Raw genomic sequence first — 13,937 nt, forward strand, 5'->3', positions numbered from 1 at the left:
CACCGTGCAGGGGCGGTTGCTGAACGGCCGGTACGAGCTGCTCGCGTCGATCGGCGCGGGCGGCATGGGCCAGGTCTGGCGGGCGCGGGACACGAGCCTGGGTCGCGAGGTGGCGGTCAAGCTGTTCGTGCCGTCGGCGTCGGCGGGCGAGGAGGAGCAGGACCGGCTCCTCGCCCGGTTCCACCAGGAGGCGCGTGCCGCGGCCGCGCTGGACAGCCCGTACATCGTCGCCGTCCACGACCACGGCGAGGACGACGGCACCCCGTACCTGGTGATGGCGCTGGTGCAGGGCCGCTCGCTCGACCAGGTGCTGCGCGAGAGCGTCCGCGTGCCGGTGGCGGACGCGCTGCGCTGGGCGGCGGACGTCTGCCGCGCCCTGGAGGTGGCGCACGCGGCGGGCGTCGTGCACCGCGACATCAAGCCCGGCAACGTGATGATCACGGGGGACGGCACCGCGAAGGTCGTGGACTTCGGCATCGCGACGTTCATGGAGCGCGCGGCGGGCGACCCGCGCCTGACGCAGACGGGGCAGCTGCCGTTCGGGAGTGTGCCGTACCTGGCGCCGGAACGGTTCCGCCAGGAGCCGGGCGACGGCCGCACCGACCTCTACGCGCTGGGCTGCGTCCTGTACGAACTCCTCGTCGGGCGACCGCCGTTCACCGGCTCGGCGGCGGGCGTGATGTACAACCACGTCAACGACGCGCCGCTGCGCCCGAGCCGGGCGCGGGCCGAGGTGACGGAGCCGGTGGAGCGGCTCGTGCTCGACCTCCTGGCCAAGGATCCGGCGGACCGCCCGGCGGACGCGGCGGTGGTGCGGGGGCGGATCGAGGGCCTGATGCAGGCAGGGCCGGTCCTGTCGAAGCCGCGGACGGAGGTGGCGGCGCCCGACAAGGAAGTGCGGGACGCGAGCCACCCGCGGAACACCGCCACCGCCGACACGGTCGGCTCCGTGGCGAAGGCGAGCACCCAGGCGGCGCTCCTCGCCCCCCGCCGCCCCGCCTCCTCCCGCAGACGGCTTCTGCTCCCGACGGCCCTGATCCTGGCGGTGGGCATCCCGGCGGCAGGTTTCGGCATACGTTCCCTGACCGCGTCCGACGCCGAGGCCGGGTCGCACGGGCCCGGCGCGCCCGCCGGGGGCAAGGTCTACAAGATCGGCGTGGCCCACAGCTACCGGCATGCGGGAGGCGACAAGAGCGCCGACGAGTACGAGCGTTCGGAGCACCGGCAGTTCACGACACAGCAACTGCGCACGGTGAGGTCGGCGTTCACGGAGGCGCTCGGCGCGAAGGGCGGCAGCCGCTTCCGTGTCGTACCGGTGACGGCGAACCCGGACACCAGCTCACGCGAACTCCTCGCGAAACACCCGGACATGCTGGCCGTGATCGGCGACACGACGGACTTCTCCTGGGTGCACGACACGGACGAGGCGTTCCTGCCGGAGATCAGCACCTGCACCGAATACGCGCACCCCGACGGGGCGTTCGCGATCCCGGCCGACGACGCGCGCCAGGGCGAGGCGATGGCGGGCTACCTCCGCTCGCAGACGGACGCGCGCCGGGTGCTGGTCGCCGAGGACGCGCTCTGGGTGAACCGCGAGGACGGCATCGGCACGGCACTGCGCAAGGGCGGGGTGACGGTGGAGGCGCTGAAGGCGGACCCGTCGGAGGTGAAGGCGGCGAGGATCCCCGCGCTGGTCGCGGCGGCACGGGCGGACGCGGTCGTGGTACCGACGGGCACGTCGCCGGAGGTCTGGACGAACGAGCTCAGGTCGGACGGCTTCAAGGGCCCGATCCTCACGCAGGCCGATCCGGAGGGAGCCTGCGCGGACTCCGAGGAGCGGTCGGCGCGGGAAGCGGATGACAAACGCCTCCCCGACAACGTGATCCGCACCCGCAACTACAACGGCGAACCGGACGACAACCCCCCGGCCCGCGGCAACCAGGAACTCCACGACGGCGCGACGGCCCTGGCGACGGCCCTCGAGAACCTCCCCCCGAACACGGCACCGACGTCCCTGCGCCACACCCTGGACCGCGAGATCCAGAACGTCTCGGTGAACGGCATCCTGCACGAGATCTCGTTCGAGAAGCGCCGCTCGGCACGCGGCTGGCCGGTGTGGTTCGACCGCCGCGAGAACGGCCGCTGGAAGGAATTCGGCACAATGACCAAGACCTTCGAACCGACACGCCCATGACGGCACCGGCCTGGAGCCACCACGCATGACCCCCCACCGAAATCCGGAGTGGACCCTCCCGGAAAGTGTGCTCGCCCGCTCGGTCTTCGCACCGCTGGGCGGAATCGTCGAGATCGGCGCCGTCGCCGCGACGGGGACATGGACCCTGACGGACGCCTCCGTGGCCGGCTTCGTGGCCGCGCGGCGGGGCGAAGTGGCCCGGATCCTTGAGCTGGTCCAGGAGATCGGTGACTTCGGGGCACCGGCGATGGGGATCCTCGACGAACTGGGCTACCTGCGCGAGCACCCCGTGGAGGCGGCCTCCCTCCTTCTCTGGTCCTCGGGGTACGAGGAGGTATCGCCCCGGCTCGAAGAGCCGGACGCCGTACGCCGGATGAGCCGCATGGCCGCGGACCTGCAGCCCGCACGGTTCCTCCAGGCCCTGATCGAGGCAGCGATCACCCGCGGCCCCGACGTGCCGCAGGGAGCGGAACTGATCGCGGAGGCGTTGCGCATGGCGACGGACCTCCTCGCCGACGCCTCGGACGACAACTCCCCTGCCGCCGCCACACGAACCGCTTTCAGAATCTGGCGCACCACCCACCTCGCCGGCCTCCTGCTCCCCACCTCACAGGCCCACCCCGAGGCCCGCCCACTCTTCCGCGCGTACGGACACGCAGTGGACGAACTGCTGGCCACGTGACACAGACCGGGAACCGCCTGCGCCGCCTTTCGGCTGACATCACCATCCGATAGCTTCGCTTGTGCGTGCGGTTACCGAAGTTGCAAAAGTGACGGGGGTAGAGACATGGGGGGCCATCGGCCGTCGGACTGGCACGTCCTGGACCTGGACAAGGATCCGACGCCGGGTGATCCGCAGCGGGTGCGCAAGCTCGCCGGGAGTCTGCATGACTTCGCCGATGACGTGGGCAAAGTCCTGCGGGACATCAAGGGCATGGCGGGCGAGGACGCCATCCTGCAGTGGGCCGGGCAGACGGCCGAGGCGTTCACGGAGAAGTTCGAAGACGCGCCGAGCAAGCTGAAGAAGCTCAAGAAGAGCTATGAGATGGCGGGCGACGCGCTGTCGGGGTACTGGCCGGAACTGGAGCGTGCCCAGACCATGGCCGACAAGGCCCTGGTCAAGGGCCGCGAGGCCCAGGCCGATCTCAGCAGTGCCAAGACCCGGCTGTCCTCGGCGGACTCCTGGGTGGACAAGGCGGGCAAGGAAGCCGACAAGTATCAGGACAAGCCCGGCAAGGATGTGCCCAAGCCGGACCCGGACAAGGTCAAGGCCGCCACCCGCAACGCCGCCTCCGCCGAGAAGGCCCAGAAGTCCGCCCAGGGCGACGTCGACTCCGCGCAGAGCGCCCTCGAAGCGGCGAAGAAGATGGCCGAGGACGCCCGCAAGATCCGCCAGGACGCGGCGGGCACTGCCAAGCGGAAGATCGACGAGGCGTCGGACGCCGGTATCCAGAACCGCAAGTGGTGGGAGGAGATCGGCGACTGGGTCTCCGACAACTGGGACACCATCGTCGCCGTCTGCAAGGTCGTCGTCGCCGTCGTGGGCGTCATCGCGATGATCGTGGGCGGCCCGATCCTCGCCGCGATCGTCATCGTCGCGGGCGCCATCGTCCTCGCTGACACACTAAGCAAATACGCGAAAGGCCAGGCCACGCTCATGGACGTGGCCTTCGCAGCCCTCGACTGCATCCCCGGCATGAAAGGCCTCACCACCGCCGCCAAACTCGGCAAGGGGCTGAAGGGTCTCAAGGCCATGGGACTCAAAGGCATGGCCAACTCCCTGCGCGGCCTGGGAAGCAAGGCCCGAAGCATGCTCGACGACGCCACCGGTGGAGCCAAGGACGCCTACGGCCGTCTCAGGGAGAAGATACGAAGAGGCGGCACCGACCCGGTGGATCTCGCCACCGGAAGGATGTTCCTTCCGCAGACAGATGTCGTGCTGCCAGGACTCCTTCCCTTAGGTTTCAGGCGTCGCTTCGAATCGGGATACAAGGCGGGATGGTGGTTCGGGCCGTCCTGGTCGTCCACCATCGATCAGCATCTGGAGATAGACCGGGAAGGCATCGTCTTCGTCGCCGAGGATGGTCAGCTCCTTTCGTATCCTCACCCCACCGACGCGCAGCGCTCGGTGCTGCCGGAGGCTGGCTCCCCCTGGCCTTTGCATCGCCTCGATGATGGTGGCTACGAGGTATTCAACCCGCATACCGGATTGACGCGTCGCTTCACGAAGCCAGTAGCGGGGACTGCGGTGATATCTCGTGTCCAGGACCGCAATGCCCACGCCATCGACTTCGAGTACGACACATACGGAACCCCCGTGGCGATCCGTCACTCAGCCGGCCACCAGCTGCGCCTGACAGTCGAGGACGGACGGATCACCGCCCTGTCCTTGGCAGGTGCGGGCGAGAGCGGTTCGGATCTGACAGTCCGGCGTTACGCCTATGCAGATGGCCATCTCACAGAAGTTTTCAACTCGTCCGGCCGCCCGCTGCGCTTCGAGTACGACGATCGCGCGCGTGTGACCGCATGGGTGGACCGCAACGAGAGTTCCTACCGATATGTGTACGACGAAAAGGACCGCTGTGTCGCGGAAGGCGGGGCAGGTGGCCACTTCCAGCTGACGATCGCTTACGACGGCGAGCATTCCCACCACCCGGGCACACGGGTCACCACCGTGACCACGGCAGACGGCCACGAGACCCACCACATGGTGAACGACGCATCCCAAATCGTCGCCGAGATAGACGCGTTGGGGTCCATCCACCGCTATGAGTACGACGAGCGTCACAATCTGATCGGCGAGACGGATCCGTTGGGCCGCACCAGCGCGCTCCTCAATGACGCCTGGGGCCGGCCCGTCCGCATCACTCGGCCGGACGGCCGCACGGTCGAGGCAGAGTACAACGAACAGGGGCTCCTGACTCTGCTGCGCCTGGCCGACGGTTCCGAGATTCGACAATGCTTTGACGAACACGGGAACCGAACGCATGTGACGGACCCCTCGGGCTCCACGACAGCCTTCACGTACGACGGCGGAGGGAGGCTGACGTCGATCACCGATCCGCACGGCAACGTGACCGGATTCCATTGCGACGCGGCGGGTCTCCCGATCGAGGTGCGTGATCCTCTCGGCGGAACGGTCACGTCACGGCGTGACGCTTTCGGGCGGCTCACCCGCGTCACCGATGCGGAGGACGCCACCACCCGGATGTGGTGGACCGTGGAAGGCAAACCCCTTCGCAGAGTTGAGCCATCGGGGGCGGAAGAAGCCTGGACGTATGACGATGAAGGTAACTGCCTCACTCACGTCGGCCCTTCCGGTGGACGGACCAGCTATGAGTACACCCACTTCGACCTGCTGATCGCCCGGACGGGTCCGGACGGCGCGCGCCACGAGTTCGAGCACGACGCGAGCCTGAGGCTGACGAAGGTCGTCAACCCGCAGGGACTTACGTGGAATTACGCGTACGACGCGGCGGGACGGCTCACTACTGAGTCCGATTTCGACGGCCATCGCGTCCAATACGAGCACGACGCCGCAGGGCAACTCGTCGCACGGGTCAACGCGTTGGGACAGGGCATCACATACGAGCGCGACGCAATGGGGCGGATCACGTCGAAGGATGCCCATGGGTCCGTCACCGTCTTCGAGCACGACCCGTTGGGGCGCCTGTTGAAGGCCTCGCGCCCCGAGAGCGCCGTGTCCTTCACACGGGATGCCATGGGCCGCGTACTCACCGAATCCAGTGGGCAAGGAGTGCTGTCGTACGCATACGACGCCCTCGGACGCCGCATCGACCGACTGACACCTGTCGGGGCCCGGACCACCTATGCCTACGACTCCGCTGGCCGTCGTACTTCCGTCGTCGCCTCAGGACGTACCTTCGACATCACCCACGACGCGGTGGGCCGGGAGACCCGGCGTGTGCTCAACAGCGGGATGCTGTCCTTGACCCGTGTCTGGGACACGTCCGGCAGGCTGACCGAGCAGTCGCTCATGGGGCCCGACGACGTCCCCATCCAGCAGCGGATCTACGGCTACCGGGCCGACGGATTCCTGACCGGCGTCGAGGATTTGGTGAACGGTCCCAGTCGATTCGACGTCGACACCGTAGGACGCGTTACGGCTGTCCACGCAACCAACTGGGTGGAGGGATACGCATACGACTCGGCAGGAAACCAGACGCAGGCCGCATGGCCCGAGCGACATTGCGGCGCCGACGTGCAAGGCAGTCGCGAGTACGAGGGCGCGAGCCTCGTACGGGCGGGACGCGTGCGGTACGCGTACGACGCCGCGGGCCGTATTGTCCTCAAGCGCCGGGCACGCCTTTCACGCAAACCGGACGTCTGGCGGTATCAGTGGGACGCCGAAGACCGGCTTACCTCCGTCATCACGCCGGACGGAACTGTCTGGCGGTACCTCTACGACCCCTTCGGTCGGCGCACGGCGAAGCAGCGGCTCGACACGGACCAGTGCACTGTGCTGGAGGAGACCCGCTTCACCTGGGACGGCGACACGCTCGCAGAACAGACCACCACCGCTCCGGGCCTACCCTCGCCTATCGCACTGACCTGGGACCATCAGGGGCTCCACCCGATCGCCCAGACCGAGCGACGCCTCGACGCCTTGACGCAGGAGGAGATCGACAGCCGGTTCTTCGCCGTCGTCACCGATCTCATCGGGACACCTGTCGAGCTGGTGGGCGAGGACGGCGCCCTGGCCTGGCGATCGCGATCGACTCTTTGGGGCAGGACCACGTGGAACTCCGACGCGACAGCCTTCACACCCCTGCGCTTTCCAGGGCAGTACCACGATCTCGAGACGGGCTTCCACTACAACCGCCACCGGCACTACGACCCGGACACCGGGCACTATGTCAGCCCGGACCCCCTCGGCCTCACCCCAGCCCCGAACCATCGTGCCTACGTTCACAATCCTCATACTTGGGCCGACCCTCTCGGCCTGGAGGGCGACTGCGGCACGGACGTCGCGCTGGGCCTCGAGAGCACGCCCGACAATCCGATGTCGTTGGCCGAGTTCGGCATGGAACGTGGCGCCCTCACCTATCACGACTGGCCGGGCAACAGTTCCTGGCATCGGCAGTACCAGGATTACCTCGCACCCGGATCAAACGCACGCATTCACTTCAACCTCGACGGGATCAGCGACCCGGTCGCCTCAGCTCGATCGGGAGAGAACGTGAATCCTGCGAACGACTTCGAGGGTCTGACCAATTGGGAGCTGTACCAAGCGCGTGAATCTCCCCACGCGTGGGACCGCATCAAGTGGTATCGAGATGGCGACACAGTTCCCAACCCCTTCGAACCGAGGAGCCCAGAGCAGTGAACAGCCCCGACATCACCGAGGCGGTCTTCCGGTCGTCCCGCATCTTCCGGATGTGGCGCTACGGAGTGGGTCACTCCCAACTCCTTCTGCGCGCCACCCCGGACGCCGACGACGAGACCTGCCTCGACCTGCACTTCGAGGGCGTGGCCGCCGTCCAGATCGGCACACGGTACGTCGCTCCTGAAGTACGCCTGGGCAACGACCGCGAGCGTGCCGCCCTCATGGACCTGGCTGCCGAGTCCGGCGCCAGCGACCGCCACATCGCCATCGCCCTGCACAGCACGGCGGGCACCGGCCTCGTGCTCTGCCGAAAGGTCAGCGCACTGCGTAGTGGCCCGGACGCCCTTGGCGGCATCGAAGGGAGCGAGGTGCTGTGGAGCCGACGCGCATAGCCTCAAGCCGAACGTGACGGCACAGGGACCTGTGTACCGGTACGTGGGACCGCCCGAGATCAAGGCAGGAGTTCCGCTCCGCGCAGGCGAGCGGATTCAGTCCGCGGGGGACCTCGAACGCTTCCTGGCCTCTCGCGGTCAGGAGGAGTTGAACGAGGCCTCGGGCTCGAGTCATGGCACGCGGTCGAGCGGTGCCTCGAGCACACGGGAATCCACTACGACGGCACCGGATTTACGCATCCGATCACCTTTCGCCACTGCCCCACCTGTCACGAATGGAACTCCGTGAAGGACTCCTACTTCGTCTGCGTGTTCTGCGACGGCGACCTGCCGAAGGGCCCCGTACCTTCCCACCAATCCGCAACCTCGTAGGAACGCACCGTAGTCGCCACCCCCCGGGGCGCCTACGGTGTGCCCCGTGCAACCGAGCCGCCCCAGTCAGCCGAGTCAGCCCACGCCTCCCTTCGACTTCCCCGCCGCCCGACGTCTGCGGGAGGCGCTCGGGATGGCGCCCGGGCACGTCGCCTACGGAATGCGGGCCAGTTACGGGCTCACGTACATCACCGCCGACACCATCGCCTCCTGGGAGCGAGGGCTCTCGTCGCCCTCGGCCGCCGAACTCGGCGCGCTCGCCGCGACGTTGTGGTGCTCCCCCGGTGACCTCATGGGATCCGCCCGTACCTTGCGCGAGCACCGGATCGCCCGGGGGCTCGCGCCGGAGGACGTGGCGCGGGGGGCCGGCGTGGAGATCCAGGCGTATCTGCGCATGGAGGAGACCAACGCCTGGCGCGGCAACGAGCGCCAGTCCACCGCCCTCGCCGAGGTGCTCGCACTCTCCGTGCCTGCCTTCGTCACCGTGACCGGGCGGGCCGAGCCCCTCGCCGAGCTGCTGCGCAGCGCCGTGACCACCCGGTGGCAGGGGTACGTGCGGCCCGTCGCCAAGCTGCTCCCCCTGGACCGCAAGCACGTCGAGCGCGCGCTGCGGCGCATGCACGAGGACTATCAGTCGCGGATGGCGCGCACCCTCAGCTGGGGCGGCGGGGCCAGTTCGGACGCCTCGGGCGAGGCCGGGCGGGACTTCCTGGACCGCGTACTGGAGCACTTCTGGCCCTTGGTCCCGGAGAATCGGAGCTGATCGTCCCGGAGGGGGTGGGCCGATCGTCCCGGGACAGGGGGTCGTCGGGCCCGGGGCCGGTGTGGCGGACGGCCCGGACGGGGCGGGGCCGACGTCCCGGCCCGCGCACCGCCCGCCGGCGACTTCCCTAGAAGACCGACTCCGCCTCGTCCATCCGGTCCTTCGGCACCGTCTTCAGTTCCGTGACCGCGTCCGCGAGCGGGACCATCGTGATGTCCGTGCCGCGCAGGGCCGTCATCCTGCCGTACTCGCCGCGGTGCGCCGCCTCCACCGCGTGCCAGCCGAAGCGGGTCGCGAGGACGCGGTCGTACGCCGTGGGGGTGCCGCCGCGCTGGACGTGGCCGAGGATGACCGGCTTGGCCTCCTTGCCGAGGCGGGCCTCCAGCTCGTACGCGAGGGCCGTGCCGATGCCCTGGAAGCGCTCGTGGCCGAACTGGTCGATCGCGCCCTTGCCGTAGTCCATCGTGCCGTCCTGCGGGTGCGCGCCCTCGGCCACGCAGATCACCGCGAACTTCTTGCCGCGCGCGAAGCGCTCCTCGACCATCGCGACCAGGTCGGAGGGGTCGAAGGGCCGCTCGGGCAGGCAGATGCCGTGCGCGCCGCCCGCCATGCCGGACTCCAGGGCGATCCAGCCCGCGTGGCGGCCCATGACCTCGACGACCATCACGCGCTGGTGCGACTCGGCGGTGGTCTTGAGGCGGTCCATGGCCTCCGTGGCCACGCCCACCGCGGTGTCGAAGCCGAAGGTGCGGTCCGTGGAGGAGATGTCGTTGTCGATGGTCTTCGGGACGCCGACCACCGGCACGCCCGCGTCGGACAGCATGCGCGCCGCCGTCAGGGTGCCCTCGCCGCCGATCGGGATGAGCGCGTCGAAGCCGCTCTTCTCGATCAGTTCCTTGGCGTTGTCGCAGGCCGCGCGGAAGCGGGCGCGCTCCAGGCGCGAGGAGCCGAGGATCGTGCCGCCGCGGGCCAGGATGCCGCTCACCGCGTTCAGGTCGAGGCTGCGGTAGCGCCCGTCGAGCAGGCCCGCGTAGCCGTCCTCGAAGCCGATGACCTCGTCGCCGTAGTGCGTCACGGCACGGTGCACGACCGACCGGATCACTGCGTTGAGGCCGGGGCAGTCGCCGCCCGCGGTGAGAATTCCGATACGCATCGCGCTGTGTCTCCTGCTCGCTGTTGGTACTTGTGAGCCGGTCCGATTGTTCCACGGTCGCAAGGGGGTCGCCGCTCACGTGTGTCCGACGGATGCGCGTGCGAGGAGCGGGAAGGGGCCTTGGGACCCCCTTCACCGGGCCTTTCGTCCGGCGGGCGACCTAGCCATCGGCAGAGGTATTGTCAAGGGGGCACCGCCGCGATATCAGGTACTTTGTCCAGCTCATACGAGCCGAGACGGACAGCCCGAACGGCTCAGACAGCCCGGACGGCTCAGGCAGCTCGGCAGCTCAGGCAGCGAAGAAGGGGAGACGACGCGTGACGCGCAGCGTGTACGTGACCGGGATCGACCGCGGCGACGGCCGCCAGGTCGTCGAGCTGGGAGTCATGGAGCTCCTGACCCGCCAGGTCGACCGGGTCGGCGTCTTCCGCCCGCTCGTCCACGACGGGCCCGACCGGCTCTTCGACCTCGTGCGGGCCCGCTACCGCCTGTCGCAGGACGCCGCGTCCGTGTACGGCATGGACTACCACGAGGCGTCCGCGCTCCAGGCGGAGCAGGGCACCGACGAACTGGTCTCGCGGCTCGTGGACCGCTTCCACCAGGTGGCGCGCGACTACGAGGTCGTCCTCGTCCTCGGCACCGACTTCGCCGCCACCCAGCTGCCCGACGAGCTCGCGCTCAACGCCCGGCTCGCCAACGAGTTCGGCGCCTCCGTGCTCCCCGTCGTCGGCGGCAAGAACCAGACCGCCGAGTCGGTGCGCGCCGAGACGCGCAACGCCTACCGCGCGTACGACAGCCTCGGCTGCGACGTCCTCGCCATGGTCACCAACCGGGTGGCCCCGGCCGACCGCGACGAGATCCACGAGCGCCTGGAGGCCCGGCTGCCCGTGCCCTGCTACGTCCTGCCGGACGAGCCCGCGCTCTCCGCGCCGACGGTCGCGCAGATCACCCACGCGCTGGGCGGCCGGGTGCTCCTCGGCGACGACTCGGGCCTCGCGCGCGACGCCCTGGACTTCGTCTTCGGCGGCGCCATGCTGCCGAACTTCCTGAACGCCCTGACCCCGGGCTGCCTGGTGGTCACCCCCGGCGACCGCGCCGACCTCGTGGTGGGCTCGCTCGCCGCGCACAGCGCCGGCACCCCGCCGATAGCGGGCGTCCTGCTGACCCTGAACGAGCAGCCCGGCCAGGAGATCCTGACCCTCGCCGACCGCCTCGCGCCCGGCACCCCGGTGGTCGCGGTCTCCGGCGGCTCCTTCCCCACGGCGGCCGAGCTGTTCGCCCTGGAGGGCAAGCTGAACGCCGCGACGCCCCGCAAGGCGGAGACCGCGCTCGGCCTCTTCGAGCGGTACGTCGACACCGCGGACCTCCTGGGGCGCGTCTCGGCGCCGAGCAGCGACCGCGTCACGCCGATGATGTTCGAGCACAAGCTCCTGGAGCGGGCGCGCGCCGACAAGCGCCGTGTCGTGCTGCCCGAGGGCACCGAGGAGCGGGTCCTGCGCGCCGCGGACGTGCTGCTGCGCCGCGGCGTCTGCGACCTGACCCTGCTCGGCCCGGTCGAGCAGATCCGCAAGAAGGCCGCGGACCTCGGCGTGGACCTCGCGGACTCGGAGCTCATCGACCCGCAGACCTCCGAGCTGCGGGATCGTTTCGCCGCCGAGTACGCGGAGCTGCGCGCCCACAAGGGCGTCACCGTCGAGCTCGCGTACGACGTGGTCGCCGACGTGAACTACTTCGGCACGCTGATGGTGCAGGAGGGCCTGGCCGACGGCATGGTCTCCGGCTCCGTGCACTCCACGGCCGCCACCATCCGGCCCGCCTTCGAGATCATCAAGACGAAGCCGGACGCCTCGATCGTCTCCTCCGTCTTCTTCATGTGCCTCGCCGACAAGGTCCTCGTCTACGGCGACTGCGCGGTCAACCCGGACCCGAACGCCCCGCAGCTCGCGGACATCGCCGTCCAGTCGGCCACCACCGCCGAGCAGTTCGGCGTGGAGCCGCGGATCGCGATGCTGTCGTACTCGACGGGCACCTCCGGCTCGGGCGCCGACGTCGACAAGGTGCGCGAGGCCACCGAACTGGTGCGCACCCAGCGCTCCGACCTGAAGATCGAGGGGCCGATCCAGTACGACGCCGCGGTGGAGCCGTCGGTCGCAGCCACCAAGCTGCCCGACTCGGACGTGGCGGGCCAGGCCAGCGTGCTGATCTTCCCCGACCTGAACACCGGCAACAACACCTACAAGGCCGTGCAGCGCTCGGCCGGCGCGATCGCCGTCGGCCCGGTCCTCCAGGGTCTGCGCAAGCCGGTCAACGACCTGTCCCGGGGCGCGCTCGTCCAGGACATCGTCAACACCGTCGCCATCACGGCGATCCAGGCCCAGGCCCAGACGCCGGCCCCGGCCACCAGCTGATCCCCCACAGAAAGCGTCCCCATCAGTGACCGCCACTCGCGTACTCGTCCTCAACTCCGGCTCCTCGTCGGTGAAGTACCAGCTGCTCGACATGCGCGACAGCTCACGTCTCGCCGTCGGCCTGGTCGAGCGCATCGGCGAGGAGACCTCGCGGCTCAAGCACACCCCGCTCACCGGCGGCGGCGCCGAATCCCGTGAGCGCGAGGAGCCGATCGCCGACCACGAGGCGGCCCTGAAGGCCGTCGCCGAGGAGCTGGCCGCCGACGGCCTGGGCCTGGACTCCCCCGAGCTGGCCGCGATCGGCCACCGGGTGGTGCACGGCGGCCTGAAGTTCACCGCGCCGACGGTCATCGACGACGTGGTGCTCAAGGAGATCCAGCGCCTGGTGCCGGTGGCCCCGCTGCACAACCCCGCCAACATCACCGGCATCCGCACCGCCCAGGCGCTCCGTCCCGACCTGCCGCAGATCGCCGTCTTCGACACCGCGTTCCACACGACGATGCCGGAGTCGGCGGCGCGCTACGCGATGGACGTGAAGACGGCCGACGAGCACCGCGTGCGGCGCTACGGCTTCCACGGCACGTCCCACGCGTACGTCTCGCGCGAGACCGCGAAGCTGCTCGGCAAGGCGCCCGAGGACGTCAACGTCATCGTGCTGCACCTGGGCAACGGCGCGTCCGCGAGCGCGGTGCGGGGCGGGCAGTGCGTGGACACCTCGATGGGGCTCACGCCACTGGAGGGGCTCGTGATGGGCACCCGTTCCGGTGACATGGACCCCGCGGTCATCTTCCATCTGGCCCGGGTCGGCGGAATGTCGGTCGACGAGATCGACATTCTGCTCAACAAGAAGAGCGGTCTAATCGGCCTGTGCGGCGACAACGACATGCGGGAGATCCGCCGTCGTATCGACGCGGGCGACCAAGAGGCCGCGCTCGCCTTCGACATCTACATCCACCGGCTGAAGAAATACATCGGCGCCTATTACGCGGTGCTCGGCCGGGTCGACGCCATCGCGTTCACGGCGGGGGTCGGGGAGAACGCGGCTCCGGTGCGCGAGGCGGCGGTCGCGGGCCTGGAGGAGCTGGGGCTCGCGGTGGACGGTGCGCTCAATTCCGTACGTTCCGACGAAGCCCGGCTCATTTCGCCGGAGTACGCCCGCGTGGCGGTCGCCGTGGTGCCGACGGACGAAGAACTGGAAATCGCGACACAGACGTACGCCTTGGTCAGTGGCCGCAACGCCTGAGCGCGCTTCCGCCCATTTGTAGATTCCACCAGACGGAATATTCCGTAGCGAAACAAACCGATAGG

The 13,937-nt window shown here is 69.3% G+C and carries 8 protein-coding genes; 7 read left to right on the forward strand and 1 reads right to left on the reverse strand.

Going from position 1 to position 13,937, the window contains the following annotated elements:
- The first annotated feature begins 4 nt into the window (after positions 1-4).
- From AB0L89_RS08765 to AB0L89_RS08785, 5 genes are all read left to right on the forward strand, one after another.
- Positions 5-2,194 (forward strand): serine/threonine-protein kinase, encoded by a 2,190-nt coding sequence (locus AB0L89_RS08765; RefSeq protein ID WP_365136522.1) that lies wholly within the window; start codon positions 5-7, stop codon positions 2,192-2,194.
- Positions 2,195-2,219: 25 nt separating this feature from the next.
- On the forward strand, positions 2,220-2,876 hold the full coding sequence (locus AB0L89_RS08770; RefSeq protein WP_365136525.1) for a hypothetical protein: 657 nt from the start codon (positions 2,220-2,222) through the stop codon (positions 2,874-2,876).
- Between the two features lie 105 nt (positions 2,877-2,981).
- The gene (locus tag AB0L89_RS08775; protein ID WP_365136528.1) at positions 2,982-7,541 is read left to right on the forward strand and encodes a DUF6531 domain-containing protein; all 4,560 of its coding nucleotides are present in this window, start codon (positions 2,982-2,984) and stop codon (positions 7,539-7,541) included.
- The gene (locus AB0L89_RS08780; RefSeq protein ID WP_365136531.1) at positions 7,538-7,933 is read left to right on the forward strand and encodes a hypothetical protein; all 396 of its coding nucleotides are present in this window, start codon (positions 7,538-7,540) and stop codon (positions 7,931-7,933) included. The genes AB0L89_RS08775 and AB0L89_RS08780 overlap by 4 nt, the downstream gene beginning before the upstream one ends.
- Before the next feature lie 505 nt (positions 7,934-8,438).
- On the forward strand, positions 8,439-9,068 hold the full coding sequence (locus AB0L89_RS08785; RefSeq protein ID WP_365137201.1) for a helix-turn-helix transcriptional regulator: 630 nt from the start codon (positions 8,439-8,441) through the stop codon (positions 9,066-9,068).
- Positions 9,069-9,195: 127 nt separating this feature from the next.
- Here the strand turns inward: AB0L89_RS08785 and AB0L89_RS08790 are convergent, their stop codons facing one another.
- Positions 9,196-10,221, reverse strand: a complete 1,026-nt coding sequence (locus AB0L89_RS08790; protein WP_365136534.1) for an ATP-dependent 6-phosphofructokinase — start codon at positions 10,219-10,221, stop codon at positions 9,196-9,198.
- A gap of 317 nt (positions 10,222-10,538) precedes the next feature.
- Between AB0L89_RS08790 and pta the strand changes: the two genes are divergently transcribed.
- Both pta and AB0L89_RS08800 read left to right on the forward strand, forming a co-directional pair.
- Positions 10,539-12,629: a phosphate acetyltransferase gene (gene pta / locus AB0L89_RS08795; protein ID WP_365136537.1), complete on the forward strand. Its 2,091-nt coding sequence runs from the start codon at positions 10,539-10,541 to the stop codon at positions 12,627-12,629.
- A gap of 25 nt (positions 12,630-12,654) precedes the next feature.
- Positions 12,655-13,872 carry an acetate kinase gene (locus AB0L89_RS08800; RefSeq protein ID WP_365136540.1) on the forward strand — a complete coding sequence of 406 codons (1,218 nt, stop codon included), beginning with the start codon at positions 12,655-12,657 and terminating at the stop codon, positions 13,870-13,872.
- Positions 13,873-13,937 lie beyond the last annotated feature (65 nt).

Origin of the sequence: Streptomyces sp. NPDC052114, assembly GCF_040680155.1 — a bacterium.
In the GTDB taxonomy this organism is placed as follows: Bacteria; Actinomycetota; Actinomycetes; order Streptomycetales; family Streptomycetaceae; genus Streptomyces.